This is a genomic window from Sneathiella litorea, from assembly GCF_009882915.1.
In the GTDB taxonomy this organism is placed as follows: domain Bacteria; phylum Pseudomonadota; class Alphaproteobacteria; order Sneathiellales; family Sneathiellaceae; genus Sneathiella; species Sneathiella litorea.
This window is the reverse complement of the sequence record NZ_WTUW01000002.1, coordinates 147,435-166,740: the sequence shown is the minus strand read 5'-3', so window position 1 is coordinate 166,740 and position 19,306 is coordinate 147,435. Positions and strand designations below refer to the sequence as shown.

Sequence of the window (19,306 nt, the reverse complement as noted above, 5' to 3'; positions counted from 1 at the left end):
GAAAGTATCATGAGGGAAAAACAGACTCCTCGAAAGGCTGTTTTGAATATCGCGCCCGCTGCGGGTCGCCGCTACGAGATGGGCGGTATGACGAGTTACTTTCTCGCCGATGAGGAGGAAACCTCCGCGGAATACTCCATATCCGAATGGTGGCTGGAGCCGCACCAGGCCGGCTCTGGCCCGCATTCCCACGAGACGCAGGACGATATGTTCTTTGTTCTCGAGGGTGTCATGACCTTTTTTATTGACGGGAAAAGAATTGAGGCGCCCAAAGGAACTTTCCTGCGGGCGCCTGCCGGTATCGAGCATGACTTTGAGAATTCGTCAGACGTGCGGGCCGGCTTTCTCAACATCCAGGTTTCCGGTGGATTCGAGCGGGACATGCCCGCGATCGTCCGATGGTTTGTCGATAACCCGCCAGAAAAAGACTGAGAAGCTACTCCTTTACGTCCGCGGCGACCTGCATTTTCACAATAATGTCCGGTTCGCCTGGCACCATGCCGCTTCGACCGACGCCCTGCTTGATCAGATCGACATATTCCATGCCTTCAACCACTTCGCCCCAGACAGTGTATTTCCTGTCCAGAAAGTGAGAATCCGCTGTGACAATGAAGAATTGGCTATCTGCACTATGCGGTGAACTGGCGCGGGCCATGGAGACGATTCCACGCACATGAGGGGTGGACGAGAACTCTGCACGCAGCTTGCGGCCGGAACCACCGGTGCCATCGCCTTTGGGATCACCGGTTTGCGCCATGAAATCCTCAATCACGCGATGAAATTTGACTCCATCGTAGAACCCCTCGCGTGTCAGCTCCTTTATTCGGGCGACATGATTGGGGGCCAGATCGGGCCGCATCTCGATAACGACACGTCCATATTCCAAATCAAGGTAAAGGGTGTTTTCCGGGTCCGCGGCCTGCGCAATATTAACTGATAGCGTGAACAGGCCCGCCATCATCAAAACCGCACTCATGCGAGATAGTATTTTCGAAATCATCCGTTTCCTCATTCATTAACTAAACATACTTATTTACTGCCATCTGAGGGTCGGGTCGTCCATCCTTAAAATACCTGCGTGGCAAATAACCGCAATTATGGGAGCTGACTAAAAAAAACTAAATGGATGCTTGACCATCCGGCGGGACGACCCTATGTTGCAGCCGCATTACGACGCTGCAGCGCTCATTCTCGAGTGTCAAGGTCGTGATATACATCGCAAATTGTGGGCCCGTAGCTCAGTTGGTAGAGCAGCTGACTTTTAATCAGCGGGTCACAGGTTCGAATCCTGTCGGGCTCACCATTTCCTCCAAATTTCATATAGGCTGCCGAAATCCGGCGCCACGAAACCCGAAGCGCATAGCCTTATAGGATCTATGCAGGGCGGACCGGTGTTTCCGGGAACGCAAGCTCATGCCGGGCGCGCCATTTCTCAGTGACATAATTGATAATCAGGCTTTTGCGGATGCCGTTGATGGGCCGCGGTTCGAATCCGTGCCATGTATGCGGTGACGGTACAAACACATTCGCCGTATTACTCCGGAACGGGACATTGCGTACGAAGGTCTGGCTGTCCTTATAGATGGAGGATCCCCAGCTTCCCGCCTCCGCATCGCGGGAGAGGTAAACCTGCATGGTGAATTTCTTTACCCCTATGTCGGTATGCGGTTCCAGCCAGAACCCTTCCGAATCCTGTGTATACTCGATGCGAAGAAATGTGCCGGTCAGGTCAAGGTTGAACTTCTTCTCGATTGCCTTGACGGTTTCGGGCATCTGGAGAAGATCACAGATCCCTTTTACCACTGGCGTCGTTTTCTGCCGTTCTGCATCAAAATAGTTACGCTTGTCATTATTGATCTCCCGCCGGCCAATATTGTAGTCCAGTTCACCGGGTCCAATTTTAAGCTCCAGCAGATCATCGACAACCTCAACCGGGAAAACGTCATTTAACTCCCACAGATCATAGGGGTCATTCGTAAACCCGGCCTGATCTAGGCATTTCAGAAAAGTCGTCTCCAGATCAATCAGCGCCGTCACAATAATTTCCACTTGATGATTACATGTATAATTTTAGCGAAGAATATGCCCAGACATGTAGCAGAAACATTGCGCGCGTACAACCTCATGGGTAGGCTCTAGAGGCGCAGTACTCCGGCTTAATCAAGGTCCTTCCCGTTGCGGCTTGAACTCTTTCGCGAGCTGTTCTGCGCGCAGCACATCGGCCTTTGTCATGCGACTTTGGTAAATCTTCTGCCACTCCGCAGCCTCACTAATTCCCTCCTTGGCGGCGAGGATGGCCCATTTCAGGGCTTCGATATCGTCGCGAGGGACCCCCTCCCCATTTCCATGCCGGGTGACAAGCTTGGCTTGCGCCTTGCCATAGCCCTGCTTGGCCGCGCGTTCAAACCAGCTGAAGGATTCGGCGATATCCACCTCCGTGCCATAGCCATCGCGGTAATTTTTCCCGAGGTTATACTGCGCCTCCGCCATACCAGACTCGGCCGCGAGACGAATAAACTCGAAGGAGCGCGCCGGATTCTCTGCCACACCGAGAGCATAGCTGTATAACTTGCCAAGTGTATATTGCGACGGTGCAAAATTTGTTCGTGCAGATTTCTCCAAAAGCGTGACAGCGGCCTTTTCTTCACCGTCTGCGAGCAGGGTCAGAGCTTTGTTATGTAACGCCGGTGGATAGGCTGACTTGTATGCCCGGTTGTTCCAGTATTCTGCCTTGCTACTGTCCGGCTCCACCCCGCGCCCCTCCGCATACATTATGGAGAGATTGAATTGGGCTTCAGGGTCGCCGTTTTGTGCCAACTCCTTCCAGATCGAGACAGCTTCGGCAAAACGGCCCTGTTCAAACAGTTCCCCTGCGGCAAAGCCGCGTGTTTCGGCTTTGAGCCGTTCGGCACGGATTTTAAACAATGTGATCAGGCCGCCAATCCCGTCATTGGAAAGCACCGGGTGAAAATTTTCGCGATGACTGAATGCGACACTCGCACCATTGATGAGGATATCAATGATCAGCGACCTTCCCAGCACCTCACGCAGGCGCCAGTCAACTACGACTGCTTCACGTTGTGCCCGGATCAGGCGTGCCTTGACGAAAACATCGCGAGAGCCTTTTTCCTGAACTGACAGAATAGTGAATTCATCATCGGGATAACCGCCGAGTTGGCTGCCATAGGAATCGAGATAGAAGTCGCGGAAAAGATTAAGGAACTCCTGTCGCTCATGTTGCGGTATTCCCTCCCATTTAGGTCCGACCACTAGCTCGGCAATCAGGGTGAAATGAAAATGCCGCCCGATAGTCGCCGCCAACTGGGTTTCGCGGGAATTGAGCGGTTTGTCGGTTTGTGAAAGAATCTCCGTCGCCTGCCGGGAAAGATTAACAATGACGCTCTCGGCCCGCTTTGCCCGCTCCCCGGCTAATGTCTCTGTCGCTCCGATTACCAGTGCTATACATAGCCCCAGCGTACTGACTATTATTCGGCAATAGGTCAATTCACGCTCCTCAATCGTCAGCCGTACCAACCCTCAGGATATATTATGGAGTTGTCTGCAAATTGCCAAAAGCTTTATTTGGGTGATACAGGCCGCCAGCAGGACAGCTAAGGTTCCAGACTATCCGATCAATAACTATGATCTCTCTCAGTAATCCAAAGAGGCATGCGTGTTTCTGGATAATCGAATTAAGGAATACTTTTTATTGGGTGTAAGGAACTGTCGTCGTTTCTAACAAACAGTGCTTTCCCTCAAGAGATGGTGCCCGCACCCGGACTTGAACCGGGAAGCCCTTACGGGCGGCAGATTTTAAGTCTACTGTGTTTACCAATTTCACCATGCGGGCGGCGAAATGCAAACTAACCAAATCGGCTTTGCTAAACAAGGAGATATTGCGTCGAAACGGATTTTTTGAGGCTGTTGTCATCGGCTCCAGCGAACGAGACGGCTGTAAATTTCACAAATAGGTGATCAGAAAACGTTGACGGGTGTGATCCATTCCTGATCCCTACCCGTAAACCTCTTCAAACGCAGATTGCAACTGGGTTTTATAAAATAAACTGAACCCTTGAGGAGGGATTATGTCTAGAACTCTGAAACTACTTACCACTATGTTGTTTGTTGGCGTGTTCGCCGCGGCCTGTGCGCAGGATCAGAAGATGGCAGCGAAAGCGGCGCCTGCCCAGAAAGATATTGTTGTTACCGCCGTTGAAGCCGGCCAATTTAACACCCTCGTTGCGGCCCTCAAGGCTGCCGATCTGGTTACCACGCTGAAGAGCCCCGGACCGTTCACTGTATTCGCACCAACGGATGCTGCCTTTGACAAGCTTCCCGCAGGTACGGTTGAGGATCTGCTAAAGCCGGAAAACAAGGGCAAGCTTGTTGATATCCTGACCTACCATGTGGTCTCTGGTCTGGTGCCTGCCTCCGCCGTCGTTGGCAAGAAAGTCAATGCCGACAGCGTTCAGGGTAGCCCGATCATGATCGACGGAATGAATGGTGTTGTGCTGAATGGTACTGCCAAGGTTATTTCTGCCGACGTTATGGCCAGCAACGGTGTGATCCATGTTATCGACACGGTGATCCTGCCGCCCAGCAAGTAATTGAAAAAGGGCTCCGTTTTCTCCCTTGGGGAGCCCTGACTGTCGTCGTGGTAGTTTTTCGAACTTGTCTCCCCTGTTTCGGAAAACTGCCACGCGGCATATTTAATCAGGTCGTTTCGACCGCCGTTGCCCCTTCCCCTATAAGATAGGCCTCCAGTTCATTGAAGGCGGCATCCAGCTCTTCCTTGTGGATCGAGCGTAAGACGAGATTAGTCCCCACCTCCCCCTGCCTGAAATACGGATAGGAACCCAGGGAAACACCGGGATAGAATTTTTGCAACGCCCCGAGCTTTTCAGCTACCCGCCCTTCAGGAAGGCCTGCCCCGATGGTTCGGCTGAACATTTTCGGGCCGCCATGCAGTTCCGGCGCGATCTCCTCGAACATTGCCTGCATGATCGTCGGCACACCAGCCATAACATAGACATTTTCAATGCGGAAGCCCGGCGCCTTGCTGACCGGATTGTTGACCAGGCTGGCGCCGTCAGGTATGCGGGCCATTCTTTTACGCGCATCGTTAAATTCAATTCCGCTCGTTTCATAATGACGGGTCAGCAGCGCCATGGCCTCGGGATGATGATCTATTCCGACCCCGAAAGCCGCGGCGATGGAATCAGCCGTGATATCGTCATGGGTCGGACCGATACCTCCGGTCGTAAAGACGTAATCAAACTTTGCGCGGAGGACATTGACGGCTGCGACAATCTCAGCCTCGATATCTGGGACAACTCGCGCTTCGCTCAACTGTACGCCAATTTCGTTGAGCCGCACGGCAAGCCAGGCCATATTCTTGTCCTGGGTGCGACCAGACAGGATTTCGTCGCCGATGACCACAATGGCGGCGGTAACAATTTTCTCATGGGGTTTATCTGTGCTAGGCATGAAAATTTCCTGTAAATTCTGGTATCGGGGGTGTTGTTATCATAGCAAAGTGAGTAAAAAGGGCATATGATATTTTCACCCACCGGAATGTTTGACGTACCATCATGAAGTTTTCTTCTCCCCTCATCAAGGGCCGTTTGATCAAGCGGTATAAACGTTTCCTTGCCGACATAAAACTGGAAAGCGGCGAGCTGATTACGGCCCATGTCGCCAACCCGGGATCAATGATGGGGTTAAAGGAGGAAGGATTAACTGTGTGGCTCTCCCTCTCTGATAACCCCAAGCGCAAACTACCCTATAGCTGGGAGCTGGTAGAGATCGATGGCGCACTGGTCGGGATTAACACTGCCCACCCGAACGGACTCGTTGCTGAAGCGATTGAGAGTAACCAAGTCAATGAACTCTCCGGGTATGACAGGCTGGTGCGGGAAGTGAAATACGGGACAAATTCCCGGATTGATATTCTGCTGTCCGCTGAAAATAAGCCCGATTGCTATGTGGAGGTCAAGAATGTCACGCTGAAACGCGATAATTCCCATGCGGAGTTTCCGGATTCGGTAACGGCGCGCGGGGCCAAGCACTTGAAAGAGCTGGCGGCGATGGTTGAACAAGGCCATCGCGCCGTGATGTTCTATCTCATCCAGCGAACCGACTGCACGAAATTCCGGATTGCCGGCGATATCGACCCGGCCTACGCGGCAGGGTTCATGGAAGCAATTGTCGCAGGAGTTGAAATTTTATGCTATGAGTGCCATATAACGAACAGGGAAATTCGCCTCGGGTCTCCCGTTCCCGTCATTCCCTAGTTTGTTTTCAAGGCGATATAGGGTAATATCCAGAAAAAATATGAAGAGTGTTTATGAGATACGAAACGAGTATAGCTGCGCCAGATCGTAACAACGGCGTGATAAAATTACACGGCCCTGAGGCTTTCGAAGGGATGCGCAAAGCAGGCCGTCTGGCAGCGGAAACGCTGGATATGATTGCCGAGCATGTCGTCCCGGGCGTCACGACGGATGAATTGAATACCCTTTGCGCCGATTTTATTAAGGAGCGAGGCGGCATTTGCGCGCCGCTTAATTATCGCGGCTTTCCCAAATCCATCTGTACATCCATCAATCATGTGGTTTGCCACGGGATTCCGGGGCCGAAAAAGCTCAAAGACGGCGATATCGTCAATATTGATGTCACGCCGACTGTTGATGGCTGGCATGGAGATACCAGCCGCATGTTCATCGCCGGCAAGCCGAGCGTGAAAGCCTCCCGCCTGATTGACATTACCTATGAATCCCTGATGCGCGGAATTGAGGTCGTGAAACCCGGCGCAACGACCGGTGATATTGGCTACGCAATCCAGAATTTTGCGGAGGGCAAGCGTTGCTCCGTGGTACGGGATTTTTGCGGCCATGGCCTCGGACGCGTATTTCATGATGTACCGAACATCGTCCATTACGGCACCCCCGGTGAAGGCGTGGAACTCAAGCCCGGCATGATCTTCACGATCGAGCCAATGATCAATCTCGGCACCTGGCAGGTGAAGATCCTTGATGATGGCTGGACGGCTGTTACCAAGGACCGTTCTCTCTCTGCGCAGTTTGAACATTCCCTCGGTGTTACCGAAACAGGCTATGAGATTTTCACTCTCTCGCCTAAGGGACTAAACCAGCCGCCATATGACGTCTGAAGTAAAGAAACCAAAGACGAAGACCGCGATGCATGAATTGGATGCGCCGGACTTCGGATTCGGTTTTGAAGAACGCCCAGCCGGGACGAAGGAGAATGACGATCACCGCCTTGGCCATCGCGAAAGAATGCGCGAGCGGGTACTGAACGCCGGGGCACGAAGCCTCGCAGACTACCAAATACTTGAAATGCTGCTCTTCGCGGCCGCACCCCGTGGTGATACGAAGCCGCTCGCAAAAAACCTGCTCTCGACCTTTGGCAGTCTAGCAAAGGTCCTGAAGGCTGAACCGGAAGCCTTGCGTAAAGTGCCGAAAGTTGGCGATGCAGTTATCGCGACGCTTAAAGTCGCAGAAACCTTGGGTGAAAAGCTGCTGCGGGCGGAAATTGAGAAGAAAAATGTGCTCGGCTCCTGGCAGGCGCTGCTCGAATATTGTCAGGGGACAATGGGAAACCGCGGGATCGAGCATTTTCGCATTCTCTTCCTCAACAATAAGAATCACCTGATTTCTGATGAGGTACAGCAGACCGGCACGGTTAATCATACCGCCGTATACCCGCGTGAAGTGGTGAAACGGGCGCTGGAGCTGGGCGCAACGGCATTGATTCTGGTGCATAACCATCCCTCCGGTGATACGACGCCGTCGAAAGCGGATATTGATATGACGTCAGAGATTATGAGCGCCGCCGCCGCCCTCAACATCCGGATTCACGACCATATTATCGTTGGCAACAGTGACTGTGTCAGTTTCAAGTCACTCGGCCTGATGTAAGCAACGCTTAGTTGACGCTAAGCAGTTGAGATTTTCTGCTATCTCTGTTAGTCAGCCCTTCTTTTCGCAAATCTATTCAGAAAGTAAGGCCCGCCATGATCCCGCGTTATGCCCGTCCCGAGATGACCGCCATCTGGGAGCCGCAAAGTAAATTCCGCATCTGGTTTGAAATTGAAGCTCATGCCTGCGACGCACAAGCCAAGCTCGGTGTAATTCCCGAATCTGCTGCCAAAGCAGTCTGGGAGCGCGGTAATTTCGATATTGACCGGATTGACGAAATCGAGCGGGAAACCAAGCATGACGTAATTGCGTTTCTCACGAATCTGGCCGAATACGTCGGCGATGAAGCTCGCTTCGTGCATCAGGGTATGACGTCATCCGATGTGCTGGACACCTGCCTTTCCGTACAGCTGACCAAGGCTTGTGACATTCTTCTCGACGATATGGGCAAGCTACTTGCCGCGCTGAAGGCCAAGGCCTACGCGCATAAGGATGATGTCTGTGTTGGTCGTTCGCATGGTATCCATGCGGAACCAGTCACCTTTGGCCTTAAGATGGCGCAGGCTTATGCGGAATTTGACCGCAACCGTGAACGGCTGATAAATGCGCGCAAGGATATCGCCACATGCGCTATTTCCGGCGCTGTCGGAACCTTCGCGAATATCGATCCCTTTGTTGAGGAACATGTGGCCAAATCCCTTGGCCTCACGCCGGAACCGGCCTCGACGCAAGTCATTCCGCGCGATCGTCATGCGATGTTTTTCGCAACCCTTGGCGTGATTGCAAGCTCGATTGAGCGCATCGCCGTTGAAATTCGCCATTTGCAGCGGACGGAAGTGCTGGAAGCGGAAGAATATTTCGCGCCGGGACAAAAAGGCTCCTCCGCAATGCCGCATAAACGTAACCCGGTCCTGACGGAAAATTTGACAGGACTCGCTCGTCTTGTACGGATGACGGCGATTCCCGCAATGGAGAATGTGGCCCTCTGGCATGAGCGGGATATCTCCCATTCATCCGTTGAGCGCGGCATTGGTCCAGATGCGACCATTACCCTCGATTTTGCTCTCGCCCGTCTCACGGCTGTCATTGAGAAGTTGGTGGTCTATCCCGAGAATATGATGGCGAATATGAACAAGCTCGGTGGATTGATCCATTCGCAGCGTGTCCTCCTCGCCCTCACCCAGGCCGGGGTCAGCCGGGAAGATTCCTACCGTCTCGTTCAGCGCAATGCCATGCGCGTCTGGAAGGAAGGCGAAGATTTCATGGAACTGCTGAAGGCTGATGCGGATGTGACAAAAGCGCTATCAAGCGAACAGATTGAGGGGGTCTTTGATCTGGAATATCATACCAAGCATGTGGACACGATCTTCCGCCGGGTCTTCGGCGAGTAACCCGGCAAAAGAGGCGCATTAACTCATGCGCCTCTTTAATTTACAGCCGGGTTATTTACCGGATAGAATCTGTTCGCGGGCAAGGGCAAGCAGTTCTTCCATTTGCCGGCGGATTCGGTGGTCAGACATTTCAATACTTTGGGCGTCAAAATCACCACGGATTTTCCGAAAGACGTCTTCATCGCCCTTCTCTTCCATATCAGAGATAATAACCTCCTTGGCGTAGACTTCTGCGTCTTCCCCTGTTTTGCCCATCAGTTCGGCGGCCCAAGCGCCCAGCAACTTGTTCCGGCGTACGGAGATCTTGAACTCCATTTCCTGATCATGCGCGAACTTGCTTTCCTGGCCTTTTTTGCGATCGTCGAATCCTGACATATCCGTTTCCCGTCCTTAAAATCCTGTTTCAAACCAACAATTCTGTCTTTGGCACTGCGTTATAGCTAAGATGGTGTGTGCCGCCTAGCCCCGCAAGTTAATTTCTGAAGATTATACAACATTTCACTGACAGGAAATGTTGTATTTCCGGTATTTCTGGATTATGTTCCGCTTGCTTTGGCGGCAACGCTGGAGCGACGGGCACAAACAGCGTGTAGACTTTAGTAAGTTGCCGCTGTTTGATATTTATTTCTATGGCGGTTGGCCGCCTTTTTTCGATGAGTTGGAGTTAATCCATGACCCGACGTAGACGAGTCTACGAAGGCAAGGCAAAAGTTCTCTTTGAAGGCCCGGAACCGGGCACACTCGTGCAGTATTTCAAGGATGATGCCACCGCATTCAATGGTGAAAAGAAATCAACTGTCACCGGCAAGGGTGTTCTGAATAACCGTATTTCAGAACATTTGATGATGAAGCTTGCCGAGATCGGTATTCAAAATCACTTTATCCGCCGCCTGAATATGCGGGAACAGTTGATCAAGGAAGTGGAGATTATTCCTGTTGAGGTGATTGTTCGCAATATCGCCGCGGGATCGATCTGCAAGCGACTCGGGATTTCCGAAGGAACGCCCCTGCCCCGTCCGATTATTGAATATTGCTTTAAGTCAGACGAACTTAATGACCCGCTGGTTTCTGAAGAGCATATCACGGCTTTTGGCTGGGCCAATCCACTGGAGCTTGACGATATCATGAGTCAGTCGCTCCGGGTTAATGACTTCTTGCTCGGCCTTTTTACCGGGATCGGCATCCGCCTTGTAGATTTCAAGCTGGAATTCGGCCGGTATTATGAAGCCGATGAAATGCAGATTATTCTTGCCGATGAGATAAGCCCGGACAATTGCCGTCTGTGGGATATCGCAACGAACAAGAAGCTGGATAAGGACCGCTTTCGCCGTGATCTTGGCGGTGTCGAGGATGCTTACCAGGAAGTTGCACGTCGTCTTGGGATTATTCCTGAAGGCGGACCAGGAGATTTGCAGGGAACAACTGCAATCCAGTAAAGGCGCATACTTAGCGCCTTTTTTTAAATCTTAAGAGGACCAGATGAAAGCACGTGTCTATATTTCCTTGAAAAACGGGGTTCTTGATCCGCAGGGGAAAGCGATTTCCCATTCCCTGCAGGGGCTGGGTTTCAAGAATGTTCTGGATGTCCGCCAGGGCAAGACAATTGACCTTGATCTTGCCGATATGGACCGCGACGCGGCCGAGGCAGAAGTCGAGAGAATGTGTCAGCAGCTTCTCGCCAATACCGTGATCGAGAACTATTCCATCGAAATGCTGGATTGACCAGACAGGGAGTGTTGGACCATGAAGGCTGCTGTTATCGTTTTTCCCGCCTCTAATTGTGATCGGGACCTGAAAGTCGCGCTGACCCTGTCCATGGGCCGAGAACCAGATATGGTTTGGCATGGCGACAGTGAATTGCCGGACACTGACTTGATCGCAATCCCCGGAGGATTTTCATATGGGGATTATCTTCGCGCCGGTGCAATGGCGGCAAATTCCCCCATAATGCGTGAAGTCGTGAAAAAGGCCGAAAGCGGCACGCCGGTTATCGCGATCTGCAACGGGTTCCAGATTGCCACGGAAACCGGAATGCTTCCCGGTGCTCTGCTGCGTAATGCGGGACAGAAATTCGTCTGCCGTGATGTAGACCTGCTGGTCACGTCACAGAATGAGCGTTTCGTCGGCTGCTTTGAGCAGGGTGAGGTCATCCGTTTCCCCGTTGCCCACCATGACGGCAATTTCTATGCGGATGATGACAAGCTTAATGAGCTTGAATCTGAAGGTCAGGTGGCCTTCAGATATGTAACGCCCGAAGGAGAGCAGACCGCTGCCGCCAACCCCAACGGGTCACGTAACAATATTGCCGGTATTTATAATAAAGCGGGCAATGTACTGGGCCTGATGCCGCATCCCGAACGCCTGATCTCCGACGAACTTGGCGGAACTGACGGCAAGCGCTTTTTTGATCATCTTGTAAGCTCAATTGTTTGAAAACATGACTGAAATCACCAAAGAAATTGTTGCCGAGCACGGCCTGACCGAAGATGAATATGCGGATGTCCTGAACATTCTCGGCCGGACGCCGAACCTCACGGAACTCGGCATATTCTCCGTGATGTGGAGCGAGCATTGTTCCTATAAATCCTCAAAAAAATGGCTAAAAACCCTCCCAACGGAGGCCCCCTGGGTGATCTGTGGGCCCGGTGAGAATGCGGGTGTCATCGATATTGGCGATGGACAGGCCGCCATTTTCAAGATGGAAAGCCATAACCATCCGTCCTTTATCGAGCCCTATCAGGGCGCGGCAACAGGCGTTGGCGGTATCATGCGTGACGTCTTCACCATGGGGGCGCGGCCCATCGCGAATATGAATGCGCTGCGCTTTGGACGTCCTGATCATCCAAAAACCGGACATCTTGTCTCGGGTGTTGTGGCCGGTATTGCGGGCTATGGGAATTGTATGGGAGTTCCGACAGTCGGCGGAGAGACAAATTTTCATGCGTCCTATGATGGGAATATCCTCGTCAACGCCATGACGGTGGGGCTCGCGGACACGGATAATATCTTCTATTCCGCGGCTGCCGGTATCGGCAACCCGGTGGTTTATGTGGGCTCCAAGACTGGCCGGGATGGCATTCATGGGGCGACCATGGCCTCCGCAGAGTTTGACGATGACAGTGAGGAAAAGCGCCCTACCGTTCAAGTTGGCGATCCGTTCACTGAGAAGCTGCTGCTTGAAGCCTGCCTTGAGCTGATGGCGACCGATGCGATCGTCGCAATCCAGGATATGGGCGCCGCGGGTCTCACCTCCTCATCTTTCGAGATGGCCGATAAGGGCGGAGTCGGGATTGAGCTGAATCTTGATCTTGTGCCGATGCGCGAAGAAGGCATGACACCCTACGAAATCATGCTTTCCGAAAGCCAGGAACGGATGTTGATGGTCCTGAAACCGGGCCGCGAGGAAGAAGCGCGCAAAATTTTTGAGAAATGGGAACTTGATTTCTCCGTCATTGGCAAGGTGACCGACACGGGCCGGATGGTGCTCACCATGAACGGTGACGTGGCCGCTGATCTTCCCGTCGCACCGCTTGCAGATGCCGCGCCTGAATATGACAGGCCCTGGGTGAAAACCACACCGCCAACGGTCATCATGGGCGAAGATGTTACCGCTCCCGATAATCTGGGTGAAGTTCTGCTCAAACTTATGGGTTCCTCAGAGATTGCGAGCCGGAGATGGATCTGGGAGCAATATGACCATATGGTCATGGGCGACACCATCCAACGGCCGGGTGGCGATGCGGCCGTGGTCCGTGTGCATGGCACCCAGAAAGCTCTCGCAATTACAACGGATTGTACGCCGCGCTATTGCTACGCTGATCCGGAGATGGGCGGTGCGCAGGCAGTGGCCGAGACCTGGCGGAATATCACCGCAACTGGTGGGGTCCCGCTCGCTATTACCGATTGCATGAATTTTGGTAATCCGCAGCGGCCCGAGATCATGGGGCAGTTCGTCGGATGTATTAATGGCATGCGCCGCGCCTGCACGACGCTCGATTATCCGGTCATTTCCGGTAACGTCTCACTCTATAATGAGACGAACGGTACCGGCATCTACCCCACGCCGGCAATTGGCGGTGTCGGGTTGCTTGCTGATTATCGGAAAATGACCACCCTCGCCTTTAAATCGGAGGGGGATGTTGTCCTGCTACTGGGTGATTTAACCGGCGAAATGGGCCAGACGCTTTACTTGCGAGAAATAGAAGGGCGCGAGGAAGGTGCTCCGCCAACTGTTGATCTCGAAAAAGAGCGTAAACATGGTGATTATCTACGCGAGATGATTGGCAAGGAGCTGATTACCGCCGCCCATGACATTTCCGATGGGGGACTTGGCGTCGCCCTTGCTGAAATGGCGATTGCCGGTAATATCGGGGCCGAGATCCTGTTGAATACAGACCTTCCGTCTCATGCGGCTCTATTTGCGGAGGAACAGGCCTGCTACGTCCTCACCGTGAAACCTGACGATGTGGAGATGGTGCGGGGCTTTGCCCTTGCCGAAGATATTCCCCTACACATTATTGGAACGATCGGTCATACTGAATTGAAAATCGATGGCTGCCTCACCATATCCGTGAGTAAGCTGAAGAATGTACATGCAAAGTGGTTGCCGGACCTGATGTCTCGTCCGGGCAGCGAATAGGAGTTTTGATCCATGGCAATGGATGCGAGTGAAATTGAACGGCTTATCAAGGAAGGTATTCCGGATGCCAAGGTGGAAATTACCGATTTGCGCGGCGATGGCGATCATTATGCTGCGATGGTAACCTCCGCAAGCTTCGCCGGCCTTCCGCGGGTGCGTCAACACCAGATGGTTTATGATGCACTAAAAGGGAATATGGGACAGGCGCTCCATGCGCTCGCCCTGCAGACCTCTGTGCCGGACGGACAGTCGTAAGTATAACATTAAGAAGGATCGATAAATGCTTGATCAAGTAACCAAAGATCGAATTTCTAGCGAAATTTCAGACAATGACGTTGTGTTATTCATGAAAGGGTCCGCGATCTTCCCGCAATGTGGGTTTTCCGCAACCGCCGTTCAGATTTTGTCGCATTTGGATGTTAAATTCAAAGGTGTCGACGTCTTGAGTGATCCGAGTGTGCGCGAAGGCATCAAGGAATTCAGTCAATGGCCGACTATTCCGCAGCTTTATGTCAAAGGCGAGTTTGTCGGTGGCTGTGATATCATGCGCGAGATGTTCGAAACCGGCGAATTGCAGGAAGTTTTCGAACAGAAAAAGGTAGCCCGCGCGTCTGCGTGAGGTCATCGGCACCCCGCTCCCGAAAAAATATGAGGCGGTAAGATGCAAAAGATTATTCTTGCTCTTATCGCGATGCTGCCCGATTCCCTTATCAGCCTGTGTTACGGATTTAAGCCGCGTGTCATGGATGGCCAGCGGCTAAATAACAAGGCCCGTCTTCTCTGTGATATTGACCGGAAAATGGCGACACCGGTCCGCGAAACGCCGGTGGAAACCACCCGCACCAATATGGAACGGCTTTCCGGGGCAATGACAGGACGCCTGCCAAAACTTGCCTCTATCGACGACATAGAAATTCCGACGGATTTCGGCAAACTTCCGGCCCGCCTTTACAGGCCAAGAAAAGAACCTGCTCAACCCGTTCTTGTCTATTATCATGGCGGCGGGTATATCCGCGGCTCCCTTGACAGCCATGATGGGCTTTGCGCAAGGCTCGCGAAGTATGGAGGGTTTGCGGTTCTCTCCATCGCCTATCGCCTTGCACCGGAGAATAAATTTCCTGCCGCTGTGGATGATGCGATGAGCGCATTTACCTGGGCGTGCCAGCATGGCGCGGACAAGGGTCTCGACCCGAAAAGAGTTGCCGTTGGCGGCGACAGTTCCGGCGGATGTCTGGCTGCTGTCGTGGCCCAGCAGGCAAAGACGCAAGGCGTCCCCTCACCCCTCTTTCAAATGCTGCTGTACCCGACGCTGGATGCGCATCTCTCCGCGGCAAGTTATCAACTGTTTGATGAGGGCTTTTTCCTGACCTATGATCGCATCCGTGACTATCGCGACATGTACCTGAACAATGCGTCGGAGCGGGATGATCTTCGGGCGTCCCCGATCCTTAATTCAGACCTGGCGGATCTTCCTCCAGCCCTGATCATCTCGGCGGGGTTTGATCCGCTTCGCGATGAAGCGGAAAGTTATGGCAAGGCGTTGCAAGCCGCCGGTGTCAGCGTGGGCACGGTGCGTTTTCCAAGCATGGTGCATGGCTTCATGTCGATGACAGCAATTTTACCACAAGCCGACAAGGCCATCCGCCAGGCAGCGGACGCCTTGCGTCACATCTTCGACGCGAAATCTTTTTAGGCTGCGTCTTCCTCGCCGCCAACTCGTTGGGCGAGCGCCGCGGCAAGATAATCGTCAAGATCCCCGTCGAGCACGCCTTGCGCATTGCCTTTCTCGACACCGGTGCGAAGGTCCTTCACCATCTGGTAAGGATGCAGCACATAGGAGCGGATCTGGTGCCCCCAGCCGATATCCGTTTGGCCGTCACGTGTTTCCTGCGCTGCCGCCTCGCGCTTTTGTAGTTCCAACTCATAGAGGCGGGATTTCAGCATCTTCATGGCTTCCGCGCGGTTTTTATGCTGGGATCTGTCATTCTGGCACTGCACGACAACATTCGTCGGGATATGGGTGATGCGGATTGCGGATTCTGTCCGGTTCACATGCTGTCCACCGGCACCAGAGGCGCGGTAGGTATCAATGCGGAGGTCTTTTTCATCGATCTCAACGTCAATATTGTCATCAATCACGGGATAAACCCCGACAGAGCAAAAGCTTGTATGGCGACGTGCATTGGAATCAAAAGGTGATATCCGAACAAGACGATGGACGCCGCTCTCCGTCTTGAGCCAGCCATAGGCATTCTCGCCTGAAATCTCAATCGTGACGGATTTAATGCCTGCTTCTTCCCCGGCGCTCTCTTCCAGTATCTTGACCTTGTAGCCATGCTGATCGGCCCAGCGCATATACATCCGCAACACCATCTGCGTCCAATCTTGCGATTCGGTGCCGCCAGCGCCAGAATGAACTTCCACATAACAATCATTGCCATCTACTTCGCCCGACAGCATACTTTCCAGACGCCGCCGGTTGACTTCGATCAGCAGGGTTTTAAGTCCCTCTTCTGCTTCCTGGACGGTCTCTTCGTCCTCTTCCTCCTCGGCGAGGGCGATAAGTTCGCAGTTATCTTCCAGTTCCTGGCTGATCCGGTTATAGGCGTTGAGGGCCCCTTCCAGGGATGTTCTCTCCCGCATCAAGGCTTGCGCCTTGGCGGCGTCATTCCAAAGGTCCGGGTCTTCGACGAGAGAATTCAGCTCCTCAAGGCGGCGGGTTGCATTTTCCCAGTCAAAGATACCTCCTCAGCAGGGCCATACCCTGCTTGATCTCATCGACGATTGACTGGTGTTCTGCACGCATTATTTACTCCAACAATGGTAAAATTTCTGGCGGAAAGTAATCCGAATTACGCGATCAGTAAAGCCCACCTGTACCGGACCGGACCGCTTTTTCAGGAATTGTCCCGGTTGTGACCGGGGAAAAGCCACTATCGGAGCCGTCCAACACGCCATTGGTCGTCAGCCTGCTCGTCGTGGTTTTAAAGGCTTCCAGAATAACATTCCTATCGCCGCGTTGGGCCGGTTCGCCGGTCTCCCCGTTGATCCGGACCAGTCGAATTCCTTCCGGCACTCGGAACGGTGTTGCCGGTCGATCTTCAAGGACCTCGGCCATGAAATCACGGAAAATAGGCGCAGTGACGGAAGATCCGGTTTCTTTCTTGCCCAAACTTTGTGGCGTATCGAAGCCGACATAAACGCCAACGGCAAGATCCGGCGAAAAGCCCATAAACCAGGTATCCTGGCTTTCATTGGTCGTGCCGGTCTTCCCGCCAAGTGGCTTGCCTACCGCACGGATAGATCGGCCGGTGCCCCGCTCGACCACTCCTTCGAGCATCGATACAACCTGATAGGCAGTTGTCGCCGGCAAAATCTGTTCCCGTGTATCGGGAAGTTCCGGCTCTTGTTGATTGTCCCATGCGTCTACATTGCAGTTTTCACAGGGGCGTTCATCATGGCGGTAAATTGTTTTGCCGCGGCGATCCTGTACTCGGTCGATCAGCGTAGGGATGATTTTCTTGCCGCCATTTACCAGTTCGGCATACGCCGTTGTCAGTTTGAGCAGGGTCGTCTCCCCGGCACCGAGGGACATGGACAGGGATGGCATCAGATTATCAGTAATACCAAACCGCCGTGCATAATCGACAATCGGATCCATGCCGATGGCGCGGGCAAGGCGCACGGTCATCAGGTTCCGGGATTTTTCAATGCCAAGCCGGAGCGTACTGGGACCGTAAAAACGGTTGGTGTAGTTAGACGGTTTCCAGCGGTCCCCATTCGGCTGGGTCAGCACGAAGGGACCGTCCATTATCTTGTCGGCCGGTGTAAACCCGTTATCAAGTGCCGCGGCATAGACAAAGGGCTTGAACGCCGACCCCGGCTGGCGATAGGCCTGCACCGCGCGGTTAAATTCGGAAGCCTCCGGACTCCAGCCGCCAACAATGGCATAGACACGGCCGGTATGGGGGTCCATCGCGACCAGACCACCGGAAATTTTTGGTATTTGTTCCAAGCTGAACAACTTATCCGTCGCCTTAGTATCTCCTTTCGGAGCGACCGCAATGATATCTCCCACCTTCAATACGTCGGAAGGCGCGTTGATCGCAGGGCCTTTTTTGTCTTCATCAATATACTGCCGCGCCCATTTTACATCTTCGAGCAGGATACGGCCCTTTGATGTGTCGGAAAATCCAATTGTGGCGGCGTCCGCGTCCAATTCCAGAACAACCGCCATATACCAGTCTCCAAGCCCTTTTGGCCTCGGGAACTTTATCATTTTTACGGTCCAATCCTCCCCGACTTCAATCGTGGAAAGCGGGCCCCGCCACCCATGGCGTCGATCATAGTCCCGGAGGCCATTTCTCAGAATACGTTCCCCGACCTGCTGCATAGATGTCAGCATGGTTGTACGCACCGACAGGCCGCCGTCGTAGAGAGCTTTTTGGCCGTAAACGTCATAAAGTTCGCGCCGGACCTGCTCGACAAACCATTCGGCATCAATTACCTCGGCATCCCCGCCTTTCCGCGCAAGGAGCGGCAGGGCAAGGGCCTCTTCGGCCTGTTCACTGGTGATATAGTTATCTTCCAGCATCCGTCCGATTACATAGTTACGCCGTTGAACCGCGCGCTCGGGATATCGGAACGGGTTATAGTTGTTCGGGGCCTTGGGGAGTGCGGCCAGATAAGCCGCCTCGGCAATTGTCAGTCGATCCAGCGACTTATCGAAATAATAGAGCGCCGCGGCAGCCACGCCATAGGCGCGATGACCGAGATAAATCTCATTCAGATACAGCTCCAGCACCTGGTCCTTCGAGAGCGCCCGATTGATCCTGAGTGCCAGAATGGCTTCCTTGGCCTTCCGTTCATAGGAGACTTCATTTGTCAGCAGCATGTTCTTCGCCACCTGCTGCGTGATGGTTGAGGCTCCAACCGGGCGGCGTCCGCGCCCGTAATTCATGATGTTCGTTACGGCCGCGCGGGCAATCCCCTTAAAATCTACACCAGGATGATCATAGTAATCCTGATCCTCTGCCGCAATAAAGGCCTGCTTCACAAACTCGGGTATGGTCTCGATCGGGACAAATAGCCGTCTCTGGTGCGCGTATTCTGCGATCAGACTGCCATCCGCCGCATGCACCCGGGTCATTACCGGCGGTTCATATTCGGTGAGCTGGTCATATTCGGGCAGCCCTTTGCCGAAATGGTAAAGGCCATAACCAACTGCGCCAACGCCAATGACTCCGAAGAAAATCATCAGGGTAAAGCACAGAAACAGAAATTTCGCGAGGCGCTTCATAAGCTAACTAATCTCAAAATACATAATCATTTCGTGA

Annotated in this window: 20 protein-coding genes and 2 tRNA genes; 14 read left to right on the top strand and 8 right to left on the bottom strand. The window is 53.1% G+C overall.

What is annotated here, in order from left to right; all coding sequences use genetic code 11:
* Window positions 1–9 precede the first annotated feature (9 nt).
* The gene (locus GQE98_RS07015; RefSeq protein WP_161314970.1) at window positions 10–432 is read left to right on the top strand and encodes a cupin domain-containing protein; all 423 of its coding nucleotides are present in this window, start codon (window positions 10–12) and stop codon (window positions 430–432) included.
* 4 nt (window positions 433–436) lie between these two features.
* Here the strand turns inward: GQE98_RS07015 and GQE98_RS07010 are convergent, their stop codons facing one another.
* A complete protein-coding gene (locus GQE98_RS07010) occupies window positions 437–958 on the bottom strand; it encodes a peptidylprolyl isomerase (RefSeq protein WP_202526296.1) in 522 nt (173 codons plus the stop codon).
* 269 nt (window positions 959–1,227) lie between these two features.
* On the opposite strand from GQE98_RS07010, the gene GQE98_RS07005 reads away from it, so the two are divergent.
* Window positions 1,228–1,303: transfer RNA gene (locus GQE98_RS07005), tRNA-Lys, on the top strand.
* Window positions 1,304–1,374: 71 nt separating this feature from the next.
* On the opposite strand, the gene GQE98_RS07000 is transcribed toward GQE98_RS07005, so the two are convergent.
* From GQE98_RS07000 to GQE98_RS06990, 3 genes are all read right to left on the bottom strand, one after another.
* On the bottom strand, window positions 1,375–2,037 hold the full coding sequence (locus GQE98_RS07000; protein ID WP_161314968.1) for a 2OG-Fe(II) oxygenase: 663 nt from the start codon (window positions 2,035–2,037) through the stop codon (window positions 1,375–1,377).
* A 123-nt stretch (window positions 2,038–2,160) separates the two neighbouring features.
* Complete coding sequence (locus GQE98_RS06995) at window positions 2,161–3,504, bottom strand: ABC transporter substrate-binding protein (protein ID WP_161314967.1); 1,344 nt, start codon at window positions 3,502–3,504, stop codon at window positions 2,161–2,163.
* 259 nt (window positions 3,505–3,763) lie between these two features.
* Window positions 3,764–3,850 (bottom strand) — tRNA-Leu (locus tag GQE98_RS06990).
* Window positions 3,851–4,085: 235 nt separating this feature from the next.
* Here GQE98_RS06990 and GQE98_RS06985 point away from each other — a divergent pair.
* A complete protein-coding gene (locus tag GQE98_RS06985) occupies window positions 4,086–4,607 on the top strand; it encodes a fasciclin domain-containing protein (protein ID WP_202526140.1) in 522 nt (173 codons plus the stop codon).
* Between the two features lie 106 nt (window positions 4,608–4,713).
* Here GQE98_RS06985 and GQE98_RS06980 read toward each other — a convergent pair whose 3' ends face one another.
* Entirely contained in the window at window positions 4,714–5,487 is a 774-nt protein-coding gene (locus GQE98_RS06980) for a competence/damage-inducible protein A (protein ID WP_161314966.1), read from the bottom strand.
* Between the two features lie 104 nt (window positions 5,488–5,591).
* On the opposite strand from GQE98_RS06980, the gene sfsA reads away from it, so the two are divergent.
* The 4 genes from sfsA (at window position 5,592) to purB (ending at window position 9,331) form a co-directional block, all read left to right on the top strand.
* On the top strand, window positions 5,592–6,293 hold the full coding sequence (gene sfsA, locus GQE98_RS06975) for a DNA/RNA nuclease SfsA (RefSeq protein WP_161314965.1): 702 nt from the start codon (window positions 5,592–5,594) through the stop codon (window positions 6,291–6,293).
* 53 nt (window positions 6,294–6,346) lie between these two features.
* Window positions 6,347–7,171: a type I methionyl aminopeptidase gene (gene map, locus GQE98_RS06970; RefSeq protein ID WP_161314964.1), complete on the top strand. Its 825-nt coding sequence runs from the start codon at window positions 6,347–6,349 to the stop codon at window positions 7,169–7,171.
* The gene (gene radC / locus GQE98_RS06965; RefSeq protein WP_202526139.1) at window positions 7,161–7,940 is read left to right on the top strand and encodes a RadC family protein; all 780 of its coding nucleotides are present in this window, start codon (window positions 7,161–7,163) and stop codon (window positions 7,938–7,940) included. The genes map and radC overlap by 11 nt, the downstream gene beginning before the upstream one ends.
* A 95-nt stretch (window positions 7,941–8,035) precedes the next feature.
* Entirely contained in the window at window positions 8,036–9,331 is a 1,296-nt protein-coding gene (gene purB / locus GQE98_RS06960; protein ID WP_161314963.1) for an adenylosuccinate lyase, read from the top strand.
* Window positions 9,332–9,382: 51 nt separating this feature from the next.
* On the opposite strand, the gene GQE98_RS06955 is transcribed toward purB, so the two are convergent.
* Window positions 9,383–9,706, bottom strand: a complete 324-nt coding sequence (locus tag GQE98_RS06955; RefSeq protein WP_161314962.1) for a DUF1476 domain-containing protein — start codon at window positions 9,704–9,706, stop codon at window positions 9,383–9,385.
* Window positions 9,707–10,002: 296 nt separating this feature from the next.
* On the opposite strand from GQE98_RS06955, the gene purC reads away from it, so the two are divergent.
* From purC to GQE98_RS06920, 7 genes are read left to right on the top strand one after another with little or no spacing between them, the layout of a single operon-like run.
* Window positions 10,003–10,767, top strand: coding sequence for a phosphoribosylaminoimidazolesuccinocarboxamide synthase (purC, locus tag GQE98_RS06950; RefSeq protein ID WP_161314961.1), 765 nt, complete (start codon window positions 10,003–10,005; stop codon window positions 10,765–10,767).
* 43 nt (window positions 10,768–10,810) lie between these two features.
* A complete protein-coding gene (gene purS, locus GQE98_RS06945; RefSeq protein ID WP_161314960.1) occupies window positions 10,811–11,053 on the top strand; it encodes a phosphoribosylformylglycinamidine synthase subunit PurS in 243 nt (80 codons plus the stop codon).
* Between the two features lie 21 nt (window positions 11,054–11,074).
* Window positions 11,075–11,764: a phosphoribosylformylglycinamidine synthase subunit PurQ gene (purQ, locus tag GQE98_RS06940; protein WP_161314959.1), complete on the top strand. Its 690-nt coding sequence runs from the start codon at window positions 11,075–11,077 to the stop codon at window positions 11,762–11,764.
* A 4-nt stretch (window positions 11,765–11,768) separates the two neighbouring features.
* A complete protein-coding gene (gene purL, locus GQE98_RS06935; protein WP_161314958.1) occupies window positions 11,769–13,970 on the top strand; it encodes a phosphoribosylformylglycinamidine synthase subunit PurL in 2,202 nt (733 codons plus the stop codon).
* Between the two features lie 12 nt (window positions 13,971–13,982).
* Window positions 13,983–14,225, top strand: coding sequence for a BolA/IbaG family iron-sulfur metabolism protein (locus GQE98_RS06930; protein WP_161314957.1), 243 nt, complete (start codon window positions 13,983–13,985; stop codon window positions 14,223–14,225).
* Between the two features lie 25 nt (window positions 14,226–14,250).
* Window positions 14,251–14,589 carry a Grx4 family monothiol glutaredoxin gene (gene grxD, locus GQE98_RS06925; protein ID WP_161314956.1) on the top strand — a complete coding sequence of 113 codons (339 nt, stop codon included), beginning with the start codon at window positions 14,251–14,253 and terminating at the stop codon, window positions 14,587–14,589.
* 42 nt (window positions 14,590–14,631) lie between these two features.
* Window positions 14,632–15,663, top strand: a complete 1,032-nt coding sequence (locus GQE98_RS06920) for an alpha/beta hydrolase (protein WP_161314955.1) — start codon at window positions 14,632–14,634, stop codon at window positions 15,661–15,663.
* Here GQE98_RS06920 and prfB read toward each other — a convergent pair.
* Both prfB and GQE98_RS06910 read right to left on the bottom strand, forming a co-directional pair.
* Window positions 15,660–16,776, bottom strand: a protein-coding gene (gene prfB, locus GQE98_RS06915; RefSeq protein WP_161314954.1) for a peptide chain release factor 2 whose coding sequence is annotated in 2 segments (ribosomal slippage) — window positions 15,660–16,706 and window positions 16,708–16,776 — 1,116 coding nt in all. Because the reading frame shifts where the segments join, the coding sequence is not laid out codon by codon here. The two genes, GQE98_RS06920 and prfB, sit on opposite strands and share 4 nt — an antisense overlap.
* 54 nt (window positions 16,777–16,830) lie before the next feature.
* Window positions 16,831–19,269, bottom strand: a complete 2,439-nt coding sequence (locus GQE98_RS06910) for a penicillin-binding protein 1A (protein WP_161314953.1) — start codon at window positions 19,267–19,269, stop codon at window positions 16,831–16,833.
* Window positions 19,270–19,306 lie beyond the last annotated feature (37 nt).